21 protein-coding genes are annotated in these 19349 nt (G+C 55.3%); 13 read left to right on the forward strand and 8 right to left on the reverse strand.

Annotation, left to right across the window (positions count from 1 at the left end; translation table 11 throughout):
• Window positions 1-16: 16 nt before the first annotated feature.
• Window positions 17-1030, forward strand: coding sequence for an asparaginase domain-containing protein (locus tag HZS52_RS10925; protein WP_022522322.1), 1014 nt, complete (start codon window positions 17-19; stop codon window positions 1028-1030).
• A 5-nt stretch (window positions 1031-1035) separates the two neighbouring features.
• Here HZS52_RS10925 and HZS52_RS10930 read toward each other — a convergent pair whose 3' ends face one another.
• From HZS52_RS10930 to HZS52_RS10950, 5 genes are all read right to left on the reverse strand, one after another.
• The gene (locus HZS52_RS10930) at window positions 1036-1902 is read right to left on the reverse strand and encodes a DMT family transporter (protein WP_022522323.1); all 867 of its coding nucleotides are present in this window, start codon (window positions 1900-1902) and stop codon (window positions 1036-1038) included.
• Window positions 1903-2065: 163 nt separating this feature from the next.
• Complete coding sequence (locus tag HZS52_RS10935) at window positions 2066-3295, reverse strand: nucleoside recognition domain-containing protein (protein ID WP_190374738.1); 1230 nt, start codon at window positions 3293-3295, stop codon at window positions 2066-2068.
• An 81-nt stretch (window positions 3296-3376) separates the two neighbouring features.
• On the reverse strand, window positions 3377-4309 hold the full coding sequence (locus HZS52_RS10940) for a LysO family transporter (RefSeq protein WP_190374739.1): 933 nt from the start codon (window positions 4307-4309) through the stop codon (window positions 3377-3379).
• Window positions 4310-4951, reverse strand: a complete 642-nt coding sequence (locus HZS52_RS10945) for a hypothetical protein (protein ID WP_081742559.1) — start codon at window positions 4949-4951, stop codon at window positions 4310-4312.
• 175 nt (window positions 4952-5126) lie between these two features.
• Window positions 5127-6062: a 2-hydroxyacid dehydrogenase gene (locus HZS52_RS10950; RefSeq protein ID WP_190374740.1), complete on the reverse strand. Its 936-nt coding sequence runs from the start codon at window positions 6060-6062 to the stop codon at window positions 5127-5129.
• Window positions 6063-6367: 305 nt separating this feature from the next.
• Between HZS52_RS10950 and doeA the strand changes: the two genes are divergently transcribed.
• The 11 genes from doeA to HZS52_RS11005 all read left to right on the forward strand — a co-directional run bounded on the left by doeA (window position 6368) and on the right by HZS52_RS11005 (window position 16892).
• A complete protein-coding gene (doeA, locus tag HZS52_RS10955; protein ID WP_027958052.1) occupies window positions 6368-7567 on the forward strand; it encodes an ectoine hydrolase DoeA in 1200 nt (399 codons plus the stop codon).
• 38 nt (window positions 7568-7605) lie between these two features.
• Window positions 7606-8625: a N(2)-acetyl-L-2,4-diaminobutanoate deacetylase DoeB gene (gene doeB / locus HZS52_RS10960; RefSeq protein ID WP_022522327.1), complete on the forward strand. Its 1020-nt coding sequence runs from the start codon at window positions 7606-7608 to the stop codon at window positions 8623-8625.
• An 8-nt stretch (window positions 8626-8633) separates the two neighbouring features.
• Window positions 8634-9110 carry an Lrp/AsnC family transcriptional regulator gene (locus tag HZS52_RS10965; protein WP_022522328.1) on the forward strand — a complete coding sequence of 159 codons (477 nt, stop codon included), beginning with the start codon at window positions 8634-8636 and terminating at the stop codon, window positions 9108-9110.
• A 223-nt stretch (window positions 9111-9333) separates the two neighbouring features.
• Window positions 9334-10830, forward strand: coding sequence for an NAD-dependent succinate-semialdehyde dehydrogenase (locus HZS52_RS10970; RefSeq protein ID WP_190374741.1), 1497 nt, complete (start codon window positions 9334-9336; stop codon window positions 10828-10830).
• Between the two features lie 140 nt (window positions 10831-10970).
• Window positions 10971-12404, forward strand: coding sequence for an aspartate aminotransferase family protein (locus HZS52_RS10975; RefSeq protein WP_009287349.1), 1434 nt, complete (start codon window positions 10971-10973; stop codon window positions 12402-12404).
• 129 nt (window positions 12405-12533) lie between these two features.
• Complete coding sequence (locus HZS52_RS10980; RefSeq protein WP_190374742.1) at window positions 12534-13211, forward strand: haloacid dehalogenase type II; 678 nt, start codon at window positions 12534-12536, stop codon at window positions 13209-13211.
• A 61-nt stretch (window positions 13212-13272) separates the two neighbouring features.
• On the forward strand, window positions 13273-13620 hold the full coding sequence (locus tag HZS52_RS10985; protein ID WP_088698900.1) for a putative quinol monooxygenase: 348 nt from the start codon (window positions 13273-13275) through the stop codon (window positions 13618-13620).
• A gap of 17 nt (window positions 13621-13637) precedes the next feature.
• Entirely contained in the window at window positions 13638-14105 is a 468-nt protein-coding gene (locus HZS52_RS10990) for an S-ribosylhomocysteine lyase (RefSeq protein ID WP_190374743.1), read from the forward strand.
• 164 nt (window positions 14106-14269) lie between these two features.
• The gene (locus HZS52_RS10995) at window positions 14270-14881 is read left to right on the forward strand and encodes a LysE family translocator (protein ID WP_190374744.1); all 612 of its coding nucleotides are present in this window, start codon (window positions 14270-14272) and stop codon (window positions 14879-14881) included.
• 98 nt (window positions 14882-14979) lie between these two features.
• Window positions 14980-16017 carry a CNNM domain-containing protein gene (locus HZS52_RS11000; RefSeq protein ID WP_190374745.1) on the forward strand — a complete coding sequence of 346 codons (1038 nt, stop codon included), beginning with the start codon at window positions 14980-14982 and terminating at the stop codon, window positions 16015-16017.
• Window positions 16018-16241: 224 nt separating this feature from the next.
• The gene (locus HZS52_RS11005) at window positions 16242-16892 is read left to right on the forward strand and encodes a peroxiredoxin (RefSeq protein WP_022522333.1); all 651 of its coding nucleotides are present in this window, start codon (window positions 16242-16244) and stop codon (window positions 16890-16892) included.
• Between the two features lie 170 nt (window positions 16893-17062).
• On the opposite strand, the gene HZS52_RS11010 is transcribed toward HZS52_RS11005, so the two are convergent.
• Complete coding sequence (locus tag HZS52_RS11010) at window positions 17063-17266, reverse strand: zf-HC2 domain-containing protein (protein WP_081742556.1); 204 nt, start codon at window positions 17264-17266, stop codon at window positions 17063-17065.
• Between the two features lie 16 nt (window positions 17267-17282).
• On the reverse strand, window positions 17283-17852 hold the full coding sequence (locus HZS52_RS11015; RefSeq protein WP_022522334.1) for a sigma-70 family RNA polymerase sigma factor: 570 nt from the start codon (window positions 17850-17852) through the stop codon (window positions 17283-17285).
• A gap of 149 nt (window positions 17853-18001) precedes the next feature.
• On the opposite strand from HZS52_RS11015, the gene HZS52_RS11020 reads away from it, so the two are divergent.
• Window positions 18002-18802, forward strand: coding sequence for a ZIP family metal transporter (locus tag HZS52_RS11020; protein WP_009287345.1), 801 nt, complete (start codon window positions 18002-18004; stop codon window positions 18800-18802).
• A gap of 7 nt (window positions 18803-18809) precedes the next feature.
• Here HZS52_RS11020 and HZS52_RS11025 read toward each other — a convergent pair whose 3' ends face one another.
• The gene (locus tag HZS52_RS11025) at window positions 18810-19289 is read right to left on the reverse strand and encodes a MerR family transcriptional regulator (RefSeq protein ID WP_022522335.1); all 480 of its coding nucleotides are present in this window, start codon (window positions 19287-19289) and stop codon (window positions 18810-18812) included.
• Between the last annotated feature and the right edge of the window lie 60 nt (window positions 19290-19349).

Raw genomic sequence — 19349 nt, forward strand, 5'->3', positions numbered from 1 at the left:
TAGGAAAGGAGTGGCCATGCCCCGCGTACTGATGCTCTATACCGGTGGGACTATTGGTATGCAGCCATCGTCACAGGGTTATATACCTTGCGCGGGGCTGGCCGAACGCCTAGCGGCGCATTTGGCATTGGACGATCTTTACCGGCTGCCAGCGTTTGATGTGCTGGAAATGCAGCCGTTGATTGATAGCGCCGAGCTAATGCCAGAGGCCTGGAACCGTTTGGTGGCACAGCTGGAAATCCACTGGTCGTGCTATGAAGCGTTTGTGATACTCCATGGCACCGATACCATGGCGTACAGCGCCGCGGCGCTTTCGTTTATGCTCGGTGCGTTGAATAAGCCGGTGATCTTCACCGGCTCCCAAATTCCCCTGGGTGAGCCAAGAAGCGATGCGCTGAATAATGTGTTCAGCGCGCTGCAGCTTGCGGTTCACCCCGCAACACCTTGTGAAGTAAGCCTGGTGTTTCACGACCGGCTGTTGCGCGGTAACCGAGCCCGCAAGGTGCGCACTCAAGGCTTGGATGCCTTCGACTCACCCAACTTCCCCTGGCTTGCCGAGCTTGGCATTGGTATAAACTTCCCTCAGCCCTCGGCGCTGCTAAGCGGTAAACCGAATTTTGCACCTATTGAGGTGGACGACGAGGCGGTGGCGGTACTGCCGCTGCATCCAGGAATGTCGCTGCGCCGCGCAAAGGCGTTGCTGGCGGATAAAACGCTAAAAGGGCTGGTGCTTTATAGCTACGGGGTTGGCAACCCGCTTAGCTTTGAAGGCGAGCTGCTTGACGCCTTGAAGGCGGCCAGCGAGAGAGGCGTAGCGCTGCTTAACGTCACCCAGTGTGCCCAAGGCGAGGTAGTGCAGGGCGCCTACGCCACCGGTGCCGCACTCAATCAAGCGGGCGTGATTGCCGGAAGTGATATTACCCTGGAAGCCGCTATCGCGAAACTAACCGTACTCATTGGGCAAGGGCTGGTGGGGTCAATGCTGAGCAAGGCATTGAGTGCGCCCATGCGCGGTGAGTGTAGCCGTTAAGCTTATCAGCGGGAAGAAACGCTCAGCGCGGTGACGGTTAGCAAGATGATCCCCATACCGACCATTTGAATAACGCCCAGGCTTTCGTTTAACACCGCTACACCAAACAGGGTGGCGGTAATCGGCTCGACCATGGCAACCATGGAGGCTAGCGCAGGTGCCGCATGCTTGATACCTACCACGTACAGCAGAAAAGATAGTCCAGCGCCGAGAATGCCCAGCGCCACAAACAGCGGCAGCTCCGGAGCGCTGATAACGCTGACAGCCTGGTTAATGTCCGTTGGAAACAGCAGTGCGATGGCTAGCACGGTGAAGGCGACCGAAAGAATTGCCTGAGGACTGCCATGGGGCGCGGCATACTTGAAACCAAAAATGAACGCTGTATAAGAGAGCCCGGCAAGCAGCCCGGTGCCTACGCCAATTAACGAGAGACCACTGGCGCTGATGGCATACAGCTTGGTTAACAGCACAATACCCACCATGACCAGCGCAATGGCCAGCCACTTGGCAGCGGTGGGGCGCTCTAGTTTGAGGGAAAATGAGACGAGGTAGACAAAAACAGGGGCGCAGTACATCAGGGTGGCAGCGACCGCAACGTTGCCATACTCAATACTAAGAAAATAGAACGTAAAATTGCCAGCGACGCCCAGGCCTGCAACCACTGACCAGAACCAAAGCCGCTTGCTGTTTAGGCCGCTATGCCGACGTTGAAGCAGCAGCCACCCAAGTGCGAAGAGAAGCCCTATAAACCCTCGATAAAATGACACGACGGCTGCATCCCAGCCGTCGTCTAACAAAATGCCTGCGATTCCCCCAGATATCCCCCAGCAGAAGGCCGCCAGCGCTATCAATAAACTGCTTGCGCCTGCCATATTTCACCTATCGTCCTTGAGCGGTAAACACTCGGGAGCAACGAATGTTTAAACGCATTTCTACTGCTTAGCGATGGCTCCTGATCTACTGCCTGTAGACCTTAATGCGGCTCCCCTGAAAGGTAGACGCTGAGCCCAGTGAACGAAAGCCAGCTAACACCAGCTATCCAAAAAACCAGTAACACACCGCAATCGCAGTGGTTACTCCCGCCACATCGGCGACCAACGCACAGCCCAACCCGTGGCGAATGCGAGTGATACCCACGGCGCCAAAGTAGACAGCCAGCACATAGAAGGTGGTTTCAGTGCTACCTTGCATAGTGGCCGCGAGTAGCCCGGCGAAGCTGTCTACGCCGAAAGTATCCATGGTTTCGATCATCATGGCGCGGGCGCCGCTGCCAGAAAGCGGTTTCACAAAGGCGGTGGGGAGAGCATCGACAAAGCGGGTGTCCCAGCCAAAGCCTTCTACTATCCAGCGGATACCGCCTAAGCCAGCGTCTAAAACGCCGCTGGCGCGCAGTACGCCGACTGCCACCAGCATGGCGATCAAGTAAGGCAGCAACGTGATGGTAAAGCTCAGCCCCTCTTTTGCGCCTTCAATAAAGGCGTCGTACACCCTCACCCCACGTAACGCCCCGACCACTAAAAACATCATCACGATGCTAAATAGCGTCAGGTTACCGACTAGCGTAGAGGCCGCGGCTAGCGCCTGGGCGGACATGCCTGCCAGCGTGGTTATCAGTAGCCCCAACGCAAGTGCAGCAATCGCTAAATAGGCTAGCACCACGGGCTGCCAGAGTTTTAAGCGCTGCATCAGTGCCACCGCCAAAAGCCCTACCAGGCTGGAGGCGGTTGTGGCCAGCAAAATAGGTAAAAAGACCAGCGTGGGGTCGGCGGCGCCTTGCTGGGCGCGATACATAAAAATCGTTACCGGCAATAGCGTGAGAGAAGAGGTATTGAGCACCAGAAACAGAATTTGTGCGTTGCTGGCGGTCTCACTGCTGGGGTTAAGGCTCTGCAGCGAGTGCATCGCCTTGATGCCAATCGGTGTGGCGGCGTTATCCAGACCCAGGATATTCGCCGCGAAGTTCATGCTGATCAGCCCCATAGCAGGGTGGCCGCGGGGAACCTCTGGCATCAAGCGGCAGAACAGCGGGTCGAGCACCCGTCCAAGCAGGCGAATCAAGCCTGCCTTTTCGGCAATCGAAAGAAACCCCAGCCACAGCGTCATGGTGCCCAGCAGCACCAGGATAATATCAACGCTCACTTCCGCCATGTCGAACAGCGACTGCACCAAGCGGGCAAATACCTCGCTATCGCCGCCAACCAACCACTGCCAGAGTGAGGCCGCGAAGGCAGCAATAAAGAAGCTTAACCAAATTCCGTTGAGCATGGGGAGTGGGCATCCTGGGTGTTAAGAGTTTTTATATCTCCAGCAATGCCACTTATCCTAACCAATGAGCGCCCGTCACCGCTAACCCGACAGCGAAAGAAAAAACAGAATCAGCGGCGGGGAGAGCAGTGAAAGGATAAACCCGCTGACCACGGCAATGGGTACGCAGGCCACACCGCCGTGCTGCTGAATGACGGGCAGGGTGAAATCCATGGAGGTGGCGCCGCCGTAACCAATCGCCAGTGCGGTATGGCGGTGAATCACTAGTGGAATCAATATAAACGCCAGCAGCTCCCGGGTCAGGTCGTTGAAGAACGCCACACCGCCCATCAGTGGGCCTAGCTGGTCGCCGATCAAGATGGCCGAAAGAGAGTACCAGCCAAAGCCTGACGCCATCGCCAGGCCTTCGTTCCAGCTTAATGAGAGCAGCGGGGCGGCAGCCAAGCCTGCCAGCAGCGAACTTATTGCTAGCGTCACCGCAATCGCCAGCCCCATGCGGTTAAGTAAGATCTGCCTGAGGGGCATGCCGGAGTTACGCAGCTGGCAGCCAATCAGTGCCAGCAGCAGGTAGAGTACCCATTCGGCCAATAAATCTGCGCTGTTGAAAAGCCTTTCACCCAGGTGTGGCCCCAGCAGCAGGCCAGCGATAACGCCCCCAGCCACCACGGCGACCAATAACAGCGACCCCTGCATGGCCGCCAGCTTACTGGTCGGAGCATTTTTCACCACCGGTGAGCTACCGGCCTTAAGCGTTAAACGGCGCGATAGCCACCATAGTGCTGCTAAGTTAAACAGCGTGGTAATGCTAAATAACAGCAAGGCGTTGCCACCCAGGCGCGAAAGCTGGCTAGTCAGGTTTTCAAGCCCGGCAAGGCTTATGCCCATGAAGAGCAGAATCAGGTAAACCGAGCCATTAACCGCTCGGTTGATCAGGTTCTGTAACTGTATGGAACGGACGCGAACCAGATAGCCAAGAAAAAGCGGTAGTAGAACAATCAATAAACCGGAAAACATTTAGGGCGTCGCGCCACCGTTTGGGTTGAAGTTAGTTAATGTCAGCTGCGTTTCGCGGCGACCCTCTTTTCGATACACCGCAGAAAGAATCAGCCCGGGCCAGTCAGGGTGAAAGCTAATGGTTAGCAGGCGGTCGGGCTTCTCGATATCGATGAGCGATACGTTCAGTGCTTCAAACTCTCCTGCGGGAACCTCAATGCTGCCTGGGGCGGTAACATAATATTGAAAGTGCTCATCGCGGCCTTTTTGATCGACAAACTCAATCGCGCAGGGCGTACTCTGTGTACAGTTTTCGTGTCCCGCCCGACGGGAGAGATCAAATAGCGCCGCTTGGCGATCTAAAGTGGGGATCTCACCTTCGTTCAGTTGATAGCTATCACCCACGCCCAGCACCGAATAGCTGCTGCTAAAGAGCAGAGCGTTGGTGTCATTGCCATTGAGCGAAAAACGGCTGAACTCCTGGCCGCGCGCCACGGTGATTGAAAAGCGCATATCGCTTAACCAGTGATTCCCTTCGTTAGAGAGGCGATGGGTAATGGTAGCCCCAGGCCAACCGCGAACTTCAAGCCGGTACTGTGCTTCAAAGGGCCGAGGGGCTTCAAAAGGCTGCGGCTCTTTGAACGTCTCAGTTGCTAATGCCATTCCACTTGAGCAGGAAATAGCAAAACCCAACCCCAACCCCACACACCTGAGCGCGCGGCCAGGTAGTCGTGCAAAAACATTGACCAAGGGCCTTTCCTCCATAAAGGGTATCTTCCTAAGAGCCTTTAGCCACTGCTTGGTTCCCAGTGCGCCAGTATAGCCTGGGTGGGGGGCGTCAGTAACCTGCCTCCGGGTTGATGGTGGAGAGTTTTTCACCCGATTCAAAGGCATGCAAGTAGGCGATCACTTGGTCGATGGCATCATTCAGCGGAGTAGGTGCCGCCATATGGGGTGTGACGATTACCTTAGGATGCTGCCAGAGCGGGTTGTCAGCGGGCAGCGGCTCTTCCTGGAATACATCCAATAGCGCACCCCGCAGGTGCCCCGGCTGGTGACCGCTACCCAGTGCTTCCAATAGCGCCTGCTCATCAATCAAACTACCCCGGCCAGGATTAATCACACTAGCCCCTTGGGGCAGCTGGGCCAGCCGCTCGGCGTTGAGAATATGTTGAGTGGCGGCCGTATCGGGCAAAATGGTGATCAGGCTCTGCACTTGGCCGAGCAGTTCGCTTAATCCATCGTCGCCATGAAAGCAGTGCACACCACGGATCTGCTTGGGGGAGCGGCTCCAACCCAGTACTGGGAAACCTGCTTGCTCCAAGGCGCTGGCCACAAAGCTGCCAATAGCGCCCAGGCCTAATACACCCACCGGCCACTGGGATTTTTCCACCACCTCTTGCGGCTCCCAAGTGGCGCTTTGCTGCTGCTCTGAGTAACGATCCATGCTGCGGTAAAAGTGCAGTACGCCATAGAGGGCGTAATCGGCCATCAGCTCGCCCATGCCAGCATCGCGTAATTTTACAATTGGCACGTCGCTGGGTAGGCCTGGGGTTTTCAGCAGATAATCCACCCCTGCGCCTAAATTGATGATGCCTTTGAGCTGGGTCTGCTCTTGCAGTAAATGGGCGGGGGCTTTCCAGATGGCGAGATAGTCAGCATCTTTACGCTCATCCGCTGGTGCCTCGCTGGTGAGTACGGTGGCTTGGGGCAACGCTTCCGCAAGCGCCGCTTGCCACTGTGCCGCCTCATCAATATGCACGACAATTTTCATTTCGTTTCCTCTCGCTAAACGTGTTTCCAATGCAGGTTATCATGGTGAGCGATAGGGGCCGTTGCAAGCTCGCATAGTGCAAATAACGATGCCGTATGCACTTTTTGTCATAAAGCCTTTGACCGCTAACCAAGGGTCGGTGCTAGTATCGGCTTAAGACGACATTGGCGGGCCTGCTGCAAGCGCGGCAGATGCAACCCCGACGCCTGATCGGTGGTGGCCAGGTCGATCCTGTGGCCCAGCGTTGCGTGCCTAATAGTAGGCAGTGCGCTGGTTCTTGGTGATCTTTAATGGCGAGTTGCCCGATGACTCAGGTTTCCCTGCCTTTCACGCGCGAAGAGTACGCTAACCGCCTGTGGAAAGTGCGTGCTGAAATGGCCAGTCGTGGTATTGACGTACTGATCGTCAGTGACCCTTCCAATATGGCTTGGCTGACCGGCTACGACGGCTGGTCGTTTTATGTGCATCAGTGTGTGCTGGTGGGCCTTGAAGGCGAGCCGGTATGGTTCGGGCGGCGCATGGATGCCAACGGTGCTCTGCTCACCTGTTGGATCGATCCCGAAAACATTACCTACTATCCGGATTACTACGTACAGAATCCCGACATGCACCCGATGGAGTATCTGGCTCAGTCGATCATGCCGGATCGCGGCTGGCATCTGGGGGTGGTGGGTATGGAGATGGATAACTACTACTTCTCCGCCAAGGCCTATCTAAGCCTACTGCGCGAACTCCCCCATGCGCGTTTTATGGATGCCAATGCGCTGGTTAACTGGTGCCGGGCGATCAAATCGCCGCAAGAAGTGGCCTATATGCGCATTGCCGCCAAGATTGTGGAAGGCATGCATACGCGTATTCTTGAAGTGATTGAGCCTGGCTTGCCCAAGAGCAAGCTGGTGTCAGAGATTTACCGCGTTGGCATCGAAGGTTTTGTGGATGAGAACGGCAAAGTATTTGGCGGCGACTATCCCGCCATCGTGCCCATGCTGCCTACTGGTAAAGACGCCGCCGCGCCACACCTAACCTGGGACGACACGCCGTTCCGCAAAGGTGAAGGTACTTTCTTTGAGATTGCCGGGGTGTTTAAACGCTATCATGCGCCGATGTCGCGCACCGTATTTCTGGGCACACCGCCGACGGATTTTATTCGCGCGGAATCAGCCCTGCTAGAAGGCATCGAAAATGGTTTGGCAGTGGCCAAACCTGGTAACCGTACGGCGGATATCGCCATGGCACTGGGTGCGGCGATGGATAAATACGGTTTTGACCGTGGCGGCGCCCGCTGTGGTTACCCTATCGGTATCTCCTATCCGCCCGACTGGGGCGAGCGCACCATGAGTCTGCGCCCCTCGGATGAAACCATTCTCCAGCCAGGCATGACGTTCCACTTCATGCCTGGGCTATGGGTCGATGACTGGGGTCTGGAAATTACCGAAAGCATTCTGATTACCGACGATGGCTGTGAGACGCTGGCCAATTTCCCGCGCCAGCTGTTTGTGAAGTAGTGCTGATATAGCTGCCCGTAACATAAAGGAATTTTTTCATGACGACGATGCGACCAAGTCCCATTTCCGCCACCGTTGATTTTGATGCCGATGGCGTGCAGCACGGCTTTTTAAAGCTACCGATCTCTACCGATGAGTCTGCCTGGGGCGCGGTGATGATTCCTGTGACCGTGGTAAAAAACGGCGAAGGCCCCACGGCACTGCTGACCGGCGGCAACCACGGCGATGAATATGAGGGCATCACCTCGCTACTGAAACTCTCTTCAACGCTGAAGGCAGAGGACGTGACAGGGCGGGTGATTATCGTGCCGTGCATGAATACTCCAGCGGTTATGGCAGGCAAGCGTACCTCTCCGATGGACAAGGGCAACCTCAATCGCAGCTTTCCCGGCGACCCCAATGGCAGCGTCACACCGCAAATTGCCGACTACTTCACCCGTGTGTTGGTACCCATGGCGGACGTGGTGCTCGACCTTCACTCGGGCGGCCGCACGCTGGATATTCTGCCCTTCGGCGCGTCTCACGTGCTGGATAATAAAGAGCAGCAGCAGGCCGCTCTGGAAGGTGCCAAAGCGTTCGGCGCCCCCTATGCCATGGTGATGTTTGAGTTGGATGCGGAAAAACTCTTCGACACTGCCTGCGAGCGCCAGGGCAAAGTCTTTGTGGCCACCGAGCTTGGCGGCGGCGGTACTTCCACCCCACAAAGCATTGCCATTGCCGAGCGCGGCGTGCGCAATTTCCTGATTCACTACGGCCTTGTAGAAGGCGAAGTGGAAATGCCCACAGGTGGGCAACTGTATCTCGATATGCCCGACGCCAGTTGCTACGTGCAGAGCCAGCACTCCGGCGTGTTAGAGCTATTGGTGGCCCTGGGTGATGAAGTGAAAAAAGGCCAAACCATCGCCTACGTGTACGACATGACCCGCAGCGGCACCGATCCGGTTGCCTATAAAGCAGAGCGCGACGGCATTCTAATGGCTCGCCGTGCCCCCTCACTGATCAATATGGGGGATACCCTGGCGGTGATTGCCGATGTTGTTGAACGCCTGGAGGCGTAATCCTCGGCATGATGAAACTTGACCGTTACGATCTGAAAATTCTCGATATCCTCTCCCGCGATGGGCGAATCACCAAGTCGAAGCTAGCCGAGGCGATCAATCTCTCGGTCAGCCCCTGCTGGGAGCGGGTAAAGCGCCTGGAAAAGGCTGGCATCATTGAAGGGTATACCGCGCGCATCAACGCGGACGTGTTGGTGCCGCGCAATCCTGTCTGGGTGCAGATTGAGCTCAAGCAGCACAACGCCGAAAGCTTCACTCGTTTTGAAGCGCTAGTGATGCAAACCCCGGAAGTTACCGAGTGTGTGGCGGTGGGCGGTGGGGTGGATTACTTAGTGAAGTTTGAAGCGCGCACCATCGATAGCTACCAGCGTTTGATGGATAAGTGGCTGGTCTCTGAAGCCGGTATCGAGCGCTACTTCACCTATATCGTGACCAAAACCGTCAAGCGCGTTCCTATAGGCATTGATACCGACGACATTCTTTAATGTAGTTTTGGCCCCCTATCGTAAGCCCACCAAAAAAAAGCACTGCCAAACGCTCTCTGACAAAAAAAGTCGCGTGATAAGTCTCGGTTTTCAAAAACACTTCGTGGCTCCTCTCCGTTAACCTGTGGGCATTCGACGGCAAGGCTAATCAGCACTTGCTGACAATGCCACACAGTGACTGCAGCGCTCGGTTAGCCAGACTGCATTTGAGGGGGAGGTTCCCATGACCACACTATCGACCACGCTCGCCAAGCGCCTGGAAGATCCGCGTCTGTTCCGGCAGTACGCCTACGTGAACGGTAAGTGGACTCACGGGGAAGGCGGTCGCGAAGAGGCTGTCTATGACCCCGCTACCAATGAAGCCATTGGTCATATCCCGTTGCTGGAAGCCGAGCAGATAACCGCCGCTGTAGATGCCGCTGAAGCCGCTTTTGTACAGTGGCGGGCGCTACGCGCCGATGAGCGCTGCGAGCGCCTGCTGGCCTGGTATGACCTGATTCAAGCTAACCGTGAAGACCTTGCGACCATCATGACGCTGGAGCAGGGTAAGCCGCTGCCCGATGCCCGTGGGGAGGTGCAGTACGGTGCCAGTTTCGTGCGCTGGTTCGCCGAAGAGGGTAAGCGTACCTATGGCGAAACCATCCCCAGCCATATTCCCAACGCATCACTTGGTACCATTAAAGAGCCGGTGGGAATCGCGGCGATGATTACGCCATGGAACTTTCCGTTGGCGATGATTACCCGCAAAGCTGCGGCGGCGCTGGCAGCGGGCTGCCCGGTGATCGTCAAACCCGCCAATGAAACGCCCTTCTCGGCGTTGGCGCTGGCGGAGCTGGCCGAGCGTGCTGGGATTCCCGCGGGGATTTTCAATGTGGTGCTGGGCGATCCTGCGGAAGTCTCAAAGATTCTCTGCGCCGAATCGCGTATTCGGGCGTTGTCGTTCACCGGTTCCACCCGCGTGGGCCGTCTGCTGATTGAGCAGAGCGCTAATACCGTCAAGCGGCTCTCCCTGGAGTTGGGGGGCAATGCACCGTTTATCGTTGGGCCCGATATGGATCCCAAAGAGGCGGCCTTTGCAGCCATTGACGCCAAGTTCCAAACCGCTGGGCAGGACTGCTTGGCTGCTAATCGCATCCTGGTGCACGAATCTATCCATGATGAATTCGTAGAGCATTTCAGCGAGCGTATGGCGGCGCTTACCGTGGGCAATGGCCTCCAGAGTGAGATAGACCTTGGCCCGTTGATTCACCGTCAGGCGGTAGAAAAGGCGGCCGCGATTGTCGATGACGCCATTTCCAAAGGCGCCAAGATGGTGGGGGGTGATCAAAGCCAAGCACCGGGGGAAAACTTCTTTATGCCGGTGATGCTGACCGGCGTGACGGCGCAGATGAAAGTGTGGCGGGAAGAGAACTTCGCGCCTGTGGCCGGGATCACCGCCTACAGCACCGACGACGAAGTGATTGAAATGGCCAACGACACCGAGTACGGCCTGGCGGCGTATATCTATACCCACGATATTCGCCGCATCTGGAAGCTGATGCGCGCCCTGGAGTACGGCATGGTCAGCGTTAACTCGGTTAAGATGACCGGCCCGCCGGTTCCCTTTGGTGGCGTGAAGCAGTCTGGCCTTGGCCGTGAAGGCGGTGCCACGGGTATCGATGAATACCTGGAAACGAAGTATTACTGCCTGGGCGCGCTGGGTTCGGTGTCGGGTAGTTAAGTCCGGGAACTTGAGTTGGCCTTGTGGGAGGCCGGCTCGGCCGGGCGAAGGCACCGTTAGGTGCCCAAAAATAAGTTCATCATTAATGAATAAAGCACCTCCCCGCTGACTGGGGAGGTTTACCGTACAGAGAGAACACTATGAGCTTGCATCAGGATTTGATCGAACGCGACCGTAAAGTCACTTTCCACGCCTCTACCCACTTGCGCGATTTCGCCCATGGCGATGCGCCGGGCCGCGTGATTACCGGCGGCAAAGGCATCAATATCGTGGATAAGGACGGCCGCGAATTTATCGACGGCTTTGCCGGGCTTTACTGCGTCAACATCGGCTACGGGCGCACCGAAGTCGCCGAGGCGATCTATAAGCAGGCACTTGAACTCTCTTACTACCATACCTACGTAGGTCACTCCAACGAGCCGCAGATCGAGCTTTCCGAGCGTATTCTAAAAATCGCCGGGATGAATATGTCCAAGGTTTACTACGGCATGTCGGGTTCTGATGCCAACGAAACCCAGCTCAAGATCGTACGCTACTACAACAACGTGCTGGGCCGTCCGCAGAAGAAAAAGGTTATCTCACGTATGCGTGGTTACCATGGTTCGGGCATTGCCTCGGGCTCGCTGACCGGCCTGAAAGCGTTCCACGACCACTTCGATCTGCCCATCGATACCATTCGCCATACCGAAGCGCCGCATTACTACCTGCGTGCCGCCGAACAGCACGGCATGACCGAGCTGGAGTTCTCTGCGTATTGCGCTGAGAAACTGGAAGCGATGATTCTGGAAGAAGGCCCGGATACCGTGGCCGCCTTTATCGGTGAGCCGGTACTGGGTACTGGCGGTATCGTACCGCCGCCGGAAGGCTACTGGGATGCCATTCAAAGCGTGCTGGCGAAGTATGACGTGCTGCTGATTGCCGATGAAGTGGTCTGTGGCTTTGGCCGTACCGGCTCTGACTTCGGTAGCCACCACTACAATATGAAGCCTGACCTGGTCACCATCGCCAAGGGCTTAACTAGCGCCTACCAGCCGCTCTCCGGCGTGATTGTGGGTGAGAAAGTCTGGCAGGTGCTGGAGCAGGGCACCGGTGAGTACGGCCCCATCGGCCACGGCTGGACCTACTCTGGCCACGCTCTGGGCTGTGCGGCAGGGCTTGCTAACCTGGATATCATCGAGCGTGAAAACCTGGTGGGTAACGCGTCGGAAACCGGTGCTTACTTCCAGCAGCAGCTAAAAGCCAATTTCGAAGGTCATCCGTTGCTGGGCGACGTTCGTGGTGTAGGTCTGATGGCGGCACTGGAGTTCTCCCCGGATGCCAAGCAGCGCCTGCACTTCGACCCGGCACTCAAAGTCGGCCCCCGCGTGGCGGCTGCCGCTATGGAAGAGAACCTGATTGCCCGGGCCATGCCGCAAGGCGATATTCTCGGCTTTGCGCCACCGCTGACCATTAATCGTGGTGAAGTGGACGAGATGATTGGCCGCGCCAAGCGCGCCATTGACCGGGTTACCGATGAGCTTACGCGCTCTGGCGACCTGAAAAGCGGTGAAAAAGAGGCCGCGTTTACGGTCTGATCGAGTGTCGTAGCCTTCTAAGCGCCGCTGCCTGTGCAGCGGCGCTTTTGTTATTGAAGGTGTCGTCTATGCTAAAGATATAAGCTGAACTCAGGTCACAATTAATTGAAAGTTAAGGAGTAGCCAACGATGCAACCGGTATTAGCTTTCGATGTATACGGTACGCTGATTGATACTCAAGGCGTTACGGTAGAGTTAGAGTGCCGCCTAACGGATGCGTCTCAAGCGGCTGAGTTTGCCCGCCGCTGGCGCGATAAGCAGCTTGAGTACAGCTTTCGCCACGGCCTGATGGGGGCTTACGTGCCGTTCTCGGAGTGCACCCGCGAAGCGCTGGTTTTTATTGACCGTGCACTGCAAACCGGGCTTTCGGATAATGACCAAGATCATCTGATGACGGTGTACGGTGAACTGCCCGCGTTTGACGATGTAGTGCCTGCGCTCGATCAGCTTCGCGAAGCGGGCATACGCTGCGTGGCGTTTTCGAACGGCACAGCAGATGCCGTGTCCAAGTTACTTACCCGAGCAGGCGTTGAGAGCCATATGGACGATGTAATCAGCGCCGATGAGGTAAAACGCTTTAAGCCAGACCCAGCAGTGTACGCGCATTTGCGTAGCCGCTTAGAGGCACGCCCCGAACATACATGGCTGGTTTCCAGTAACCCTTTTGATGTGATTGGCGCCACCCATGCAGGCCTACGTAGTGCCTGGATACGGCGCAGTTCCGACGCCCCTTTCGACCCTTGGGGTGTCGAGCCGGATATGACGGTTACCGATCTAGAAGCATTGGCAGAGCGCATAATCCGCTAGGTTGTTAACCTACGTCGACAAGCCGCATAATGACGTACGCTTAACGACTTAGGAGATGACCATGTCAGAAAAAATTTACTGTATTGCCGGTTTTAAGCCCAAACCCGGCAAAGAAGAAGCGGTATTCAAAGCGCTTCAGTCGTTAGAGCCGAACACCCACCGGGAAGATGCGTGTATTCACTACACCGTGACCCGGCAGATCGATAATCCCTTCGCCCAGGGCACCAGTTATCCGATTGTTTTTCATGAAATCTGGGCCAGTCGCGAAGAGTTTGAAGCCCATTGTCAGCGCAAAGAGATTCAGGACTTCTTTGCCAAGCACGTTGAAGCGCCGGATGGCGATATCGAAGATGCCAACGTGTGTGTTTATACCGACGAACCATGGAATTTTGACGCGCCCAAGGTTTAAGCGAAAAAGGAGCGAACATGACCGATCAAAAGATGAACGTCGAGAGCTTTAACTTGGATCACACCAAGGTAAAAGCCCCGTACGTTCGGTTAGCCGATATTAAAGAAGGCCAGAACGGCGACCGTATTCATAAATATGACCTGCGTATCTGCCAGCCCAATAAAGAGCATATGGAGATGCCGGCGTTGCACTCCCTTGAGCACTTGATGGCTGAGCTGTCCCGCAATCACACCGATAAAGTGGTCGATATCAGCCCCATGGGCTGCCAAACCGGCTTCTACATCGCGATGATCAATCACGACGACTACGACGGCGTGATCACTATCATCGAACAAACCCTGAACGATGTGCTCGAAGCCACTGAGGTTCCCGCCTGCAACGAAATGCAGTGCGGCTGGGCCGCCAGCCACAGCCTGGAAGGCGCTAAAGAATTGGCCAAAGGCCTACTGGCCAAGCGTAGCGAGTGGACTGAAGTGTTCGCCTAAGCATTATGTGGCAGTAAAAGGGTCGTTAGACGGCGCCTTCCCCGTGTTACATATAGTACAAGGGGAAGGCGTTTTTATTGAGCGTGCTTTAACGAATGGAAAACGCCGACCAACAGTGACATGCTGGCGCATTGAGGGCATTTTTTCATGGGTGAGGGGTTACTATGCTGTTAGACACTTGGCTTTTATACCTAATCGCCTGCCTTGGCCTTTCGCTTTCGCCTGGGCCAAACGGCCTGCTAGCGCTGACCCACGGCGCGCTACATGGCAGCCGTAGAACCCTGTTTACCATCGTAGGCGGCGCCACAGGATTTATGCTGATTATTGCCCTGTGCATGTTTGGCATTGGTGCGCTGCTTAAATCGTCGGTGGTGTGGCTGACAGTGCTGAAATGGGTCGGCGGGGGGTATCTTATTTGGCTGGGTATCCAGGTATGGCGCTCGCCGCCGATTACAGGTGAGGTGGATGTGAGTGCAAGCCAAGCGAGCGGGTGGTACCTGTATCGCCAAGGGGTACTGGCATCGATTACCAATCCCAAGGTACTGCTGTTTTTCAGCGCTTTTCTACCTCAGTTTATCGACCCACAGCGCAGCTTGATGCTGCAATATTTCGTGCTGGCAGGCACCTTTGTGGCTATCGAATGTGTGGTGGAAGGCCTACTTGCCAATATGGCTAACCGCATTCGCCACTGGCTGAAGCGCGTTGGCCGCGGATTCAATCGCACTTGCGGCGGCATCTTCGTTGCCATCGGGGCTGCGTTGCCGCTGCGCCCATGAATTCAGCTTTGCGCGGTGGCGAGCGCACGATAGGGAACCATTGACTTCCGCTTATGATGCCCCTATAAACCGGATACAATCCATCACTCTAGGCCCTCATGTTCCTCCTAATCACGATTGCTACCCTTTCAATCGCGTTTTCGTTTTTATGTTCCATCCTTGAAGCGGCGCTTCTTTCAATTACACCCAGCTACATTGCTAAGCAGAAAGAAGATAGCCCCAAACTGCATGCCTCGCTTACGCGCCTGAAGGCGAATATCGACCGGCCCCTAGCCGCTATTTTGACGCTCAATACGATTGCTCATACCGTGGGTGCAACTGCAGTGGGTGCTCAGGCGGCGGTCGTGTTTGGCGAAGCCTCTATTGCCATCGTTTCGGCGGTAATGACCATGGCGATTTTAATACTGTCGGAAATTATTCCGAAGACCATAGGCGCGACGTACTGGCGCGGCTTGTCCCCGTATTTGCCACGTCTGTTAAACCCGATGATTATAGGTCTGCTGCCTTTTATCTGGATGTCGGAGCAGATCACCCGCCGGCTAGGTAAGTCAGAGCATGATGTCGATCTGCGTGATGAAATTAAAGTACTTGCCCGCGTCGGCCTGGAAGAGAAGGTGCTGGACGAGGACGAGTCGCGCACCATTATCAATATGCTCAACTTGCACGATATCGTCGTCAGCAAAGCGATGACGCCGCGCACGGTGTGTGAAACCGTTTTGCCTGACATGACCGTGAAAACGTTCGATGAGCAGTATGGCAAAGCACCGTTTACGCGCTTCCCAGTGATGGACAACGGTGAGCAGGCCTTTGGTTATGTGCATAAAGCAGATATGTACCACGCTGACGATGCCAAAACGATGCGCGAGTTGATGCATCCGATTGGCAGCGTGGACGTCTCACATAACATCGAGCAGGTATTCACCTCTATGCTAAAAGATCACCTGCACATGCGGGTTGTCTACGACGAGCATGGCACCTTTGTAGGTTTAATCACGTTAGAAGACATTATCGAAACCATTCTGGGGCAAGATATTGTCGATGAGACCGACAATGTGGCCAATCTACGCCACTATGCTAAACAGCAGTGGATCAAGCGGGTTAAACGGGAAGATAAAGCTGCCAAAGCAGCCGAGTAATCCCAAAGAAGGTGCTCTCTGTTGTTGATTTAAAGCGGCGCCTTGGGGCGCCGTTCTGCTTTTACAGGCATTTATATTCAGGCTTTTACGCCGTTAGACTACGCTTGGCAGAGCGAGGGAACGTTGTACTACGACTCGCTGTCTTAGCGCTAAATGATCTATAGTGAAGGTGTTGAAAGTCAAATAAGCTATTAGGGCGTCTAACGCCCATTAAGGAGGAAAGCATGTCATTACGTATTAATGCAGTCGTGCCCGATTTCGAAGCGGAGACGAGCCAAGGGCCGATTCGTTTTCATGACTGGATTGGCGACAGCTGGGCGATCCTGTTTTCGCATCCTAAAGACTTTACCCCGGTTTGCACGACAGAATTCGGTGCCGTCGCGCAGCTGAGCGCAGAGTGGAAGAAACGTGGCACCAAAGTAATCGGTGTTTCCGTGGATGGTGTTGAAGACCACAAACGCTGGGGCAATGACATCCAAACCGTCAGCGGCAGCGAAGTCGATTTTCCGATCATCGCCGACGACGGTCTTACGGTGTCAAAGCTGTATGACATGCTGCCGGAAGATGCCTACCTGCCCGATGGCCGCACGCCAGCAGACAGCGCAACGGTGCGCTCGGTGTTTATTATCGGGCCGGATAAGCAGTTGAAGCTTTCCATGACCTATCCAATGACCGTAGGGCGTAACTTTGCGGAAATCCTACGCGCCCTGGATGCATTGCAAACCACGACGAAACACGGCGTTGCCACCCCAGCTGATTGGACGATAGGTCAGGACGTGATTATTCCGCCTAGCGTTTCTGACGCCGATGCCAAGCAGAAGTATGGCGAGTATGAAACGGTTCTGCCTTACCTGCGTAAGACGCCACTGCGTTAATTGCGTTAGTAGAATAGTGTAAAAAGCGAAAAGCCAGCGCCTATGCGCTGGCTTTTGCATGGGCCATCAAGTGGACTCTATACAATGTTTTTGTCGGGCGTACGTAGGAGTTCGCTGACGGAGAAGCGAAGCAGGAGAGAGTAGTGGTTTGCAGCACTTAGCCGAAAAAGCTAATCGTCTAGCGTTTTGCGGGAAGAGATTCGCGAGGCGGGGTGGTGGTCGCTAATGTTGTGCAACAGATCAAATTGGCGGGCGCAGTGACGGCAATCCCGGCACATCGACAGGTGAAGACGAAGAGCCATCTTTTCACGCAATGTTAATATTTTGTCCTGTTTTAAAGACATCAACCTCGTGGCTTCGCGGCACATAAGCATATCAGGTTCCCCTCAGCTAATTTAACCAACCATGATCCAAGCACTCTCTTAGCCGTAAACGCGCACGGTGTAAGATGACCCAGCAGTTGGTTTCAGTAATGCCGGTTTCCTTACAGATCTCTGTGGTGGAGAGCCCCATGAGTTCACGCAAGGTAAATACGCGTGCGATATTCTCCGGTAAGGCTATCAAGCAGGCATCAAATACTTGCCAAAAACGCTGGTTTTCTAACACCTGCTCAGGCTCTCCCCAGTGGCTGGGGCGGGCAGCGCTTTGCCAGTGACCATCCTGTTGAAATAGACGGTCAAGGGTGTCGTCATCTAAGTCCAGGCCTAACGGTTGCCAAGTACCTTGACGGCGCTGTTGACGCAGTTGATCCAGAATTTTGTATTTTAATATGCCAAATACCCAGGTCTCGAACTCGGAGCGCCCTTCAAAGGTGGCGCTTTTCTCAAAGGCGGTGAGCAGGGTCTCCTGTACAGCATCTTCAGCGGCGGTAGAGTCGCGTAACTGCAGGCGCGCAAAGGCCACTAAGCGGGGTCGTAGCTGGGTAAAGTGGGCGGCGGCGAACGTAGCGGAATGAGGCACGAGAATCCCCTTTTAATGTTCCCAAGGCGCACTACTGACATCGCGCTAATGAAAACCATCGTTATTTATTCATTAGGCATTAATGCGTTAAAGTACGTGTTGATACCACGTTAGACAACAACGTGTCGTTCTCTTTGATGCCTTTCTGAATGCCAACCGAGTTTATGCTGTCCATGGAAAATACGTTGTTATTAGGGTTTTTGGGCAGCTTAATTGCTGGATTGTTGACGGCGGTAGGTGCGCTACCGGTGCTGCTAGGTAAAACGCCTAGCCGTGGCTTTCGTGATTTGGCGTTAGGTTTTGCGGCGGGGGTAATGCTGGCAGCGTCATTCTTTTCGCTGATTATTCCAGCGCTTGACGCTGCGGAAATCTATTATCCCGGTGGCCCCGTGCCTGCCGCGATTGTTTGTGCGGCTATTTTGTTAGGAATGGGCGCGATTGCGCTGCTTAACGAGCATCTGCCCCATGAGCATTTTGCCCAGGGCCGTGAAGGGCCGGAGGCTGCATCGCTTCGCCGGGTGTGGCTGTTTGTGTTTGCGATTACTATCCACAACCTGCCGGAAGGCATGGCAGTGGGCGTTGGCTTTGGGGCCAATGGGTTAGAGGGCGGTATGCCCCTGGCGATCGGTATTGGCTTACAGAACATGCCAGAAGGACTCGCCGTTGCGGTCGCCTTAATGGGCGAGGGCTACTCAAAGTGGCGCTCCTGGTCGATTGCTGCGCTAACCGGCCTAATCGAGCCCGTTGGCGGGCTATTTGGTGCCAGTATTGTCAGCGTTTCCCAAATACTGCTGCCCTGGGGCCTGGCCTTTGCCGCCGGCGCGATGCTGTACGTGATCAGCCACGAAATCATCCCCGAAACCCACCGCTGCGGGCACCAGAAAAAAGCCACCTTTGGCTTGGCGATGGGGCTGGTGATTATGCTGTTCTTGGATGTGTGGCTGGGTTAATTGCGCGTTAACCTATGACATCCGCGCCACCGTGAGGCCCCGTTTGATGGCACAACCGGTGGTCGCTGAGTACGTCAATAATATGGCACTGGCCAACATTGCCCCCCGCACATTGATTGATCATGCGTTTGAGCTCATCGCGTACCGAGGTGAGTCGTGCAAGTCGTGCCTCGACCTCGGCTAGGTGACGCTTCGCTAGCGTGTCTACCTCTTCGCAGGGCATAGTGGGGTAATCCGCCATTTGTAACAGCTCCCGGACTGCCTCCACCGAAAAGCCAAAATCCCGCGCATGGCGAATAAACGTCAAACGGCGGATAGCAGCAGTAGTGTAGCGCCGCTGATTGCCTTCGTTGCGCGGTGCTGAAGGCAGTAACCCAATCTGTTCGTAGTAGCGCACCGTTTCTGGCTTGCAGCCGGACTCGCGTGCCAGCTCACCAATGCCGATATAACGCTCAGTGGCAGTTGGCTCAGGGGTTTGATCTTTCATTACTTGAACCTCTAGTGACTACAGGTATTACGCTGCTCCTAAGATAGACTAACTTGGAGC

Origin of the sequence: Vreelandella titanicae (assembly GCF_014697095.1) — a bacterium.
Taxonomy (GTDB): domain Bacteria; phylum Pseudomonadota; class Gammaproteobacteria; order Pseudomonadales; family Halomonadaceae; genus Vreelandella; species Vreelandella titanicae.